This is a genomic window from Mesorhizobium sp. P3_A9 (assembly GCF_056402975.1).
Genome location: NZ_JBFUGJ010000702.1, coordinates 1 through 1,182, shown reverse-complemented (window position 1 = coordinate 1,182; position 1,182 = coordinate 1). Strand labels below are relative to the sequence as shown.

Here is a 1,182-nt window from a genome sequence, read left to right as displayed (position 1 = left end):
GCCCTGGCCTGACGCTGCCGAGGGCGGCGGATGCCGTCGCCCTCGTTTGGCGCGACCCGAGGATGACAGTGATGATACTCAGGCTGGAAAACGTCTCGAAGTCCTTCGGCGCCTTGAAGGTTGCGGACGGCGTGACCGTCACGGTGCCGCGCGGCGAAGCCCTGGGCATCATCGGCCCGAACGGGGCAGGAAAGTCGACGCTGTTCAACCTGATCACCGGCAATCTGCTTGCGAATGAGGGCCGCATCGAATTCCTCGGCCGCGACGTAACCCGCGCTCCCGCGATGGAGCGGGTGCGCATGGGCATCGGCCGCAGCTTCCAGATACCGCAGCCTTTCGAGGGGCTGACCGTGTTCGAGAACCTCTTGACCGCCGCCGCCTTCGGCCGGGGTCGACGCGAGGCCGAGATGGTCGACGATTGCGCCGGTATCCTCGAGGAGACAGAGCTGCTCAGGAAGGCCAATGTCCTGGCCGGATCGCTGAGCCTTCTCGACCGCAAGCGCCTGGAACTCGCTCGCGCCCTGGCGACGGGACCGGAGCTTTTGCTTCTGGACGAGATCGCGGGCGGGCTGACCGAGGGCGAATGCAAGGCGCTGGTCGCGACGATCAAGGCGATCCACGCCAGGGGCACCACGATCATCTGGATCGAGCATGTGCTGCATGCGCTGAGATCGGTGGTCGAACGGCTTCTCGTGCTGGATTTCGGGCGCGTGATCGGGATCGGCGCGCCGGATCAGATCATGGCCTCGAGAGAGGTTCGCGAAATCTATCTGGGGCTCGAGGTCTGATGCTGCTCGAAACGCGCGACCTCACCGCGAATTACGGCCAGTTCCGGGCGCTGTTCGGCGTGGATATCACCATTGCTGCGGGCGAATGCGTGGCGATCATCGGCGCCAATGGCGCCGGAAAATCCACGCTGATGCGTTCGATCACGGGTGTGATCGGCAACGAGCCCGGCATGGTGCTGCACCGGGGCGAGCCGATCGGCGGGCTGTCTTCGGCCGAGATCATGAAGCGCGGCATCGCCATGGTGCCGGAAGGACGCCGGCTCTTTCCCTCGCTGACCGTCGAGGAAAACCTTTTGATCGGCGGGCAGGCGCGCAAGGTGCCAGGGCCATGGAGCCTCAACGCGGTCTATGACCTTTTCCCGATCCTGCGCGAGCGGCGCAAGAGCCCCGGCAC

2 protein-coding genes are annotated in these 1,182 nt (G+C 65.4%); both read left to right on the top strand.

Annotated features, from left to right (window positions below; translation table 11 throughout):
* Window positions 1–71 precede the first annotated feature (71 nt).
* Window positions 72–788 (top strand): ABC transporter ATP-binding protein, encoded by a 717-nt coding sequence (locus AC1DX0_RS36130; RefSeq protein WP_477222936.1) that lies wholly within the window; start codon window positions 72–74, stop codon window positions 786–788.
* The coding region (locus AC1DX0_RS36125; protein WP_477359321.1) for an ATP-binding cassette domain-containing protein at window positions 785–1,182 on the top strand (398 nt) is incomplete at its 3' end. The genes AC1DX0_RS36130 and AC1DX0_RS36125, both read left to right, overlap by 4 nt.

What these genes read in the sequence shown, in the direction of transcription:
- AC1DX0_RS36130 (WP_477222936.1), top strand. Translation starts at nt 72, where the DNA reads ATGATACTCAGGCTGGAAAACGTCTCGAAGTCCTTCGGCGCCTTGAAG.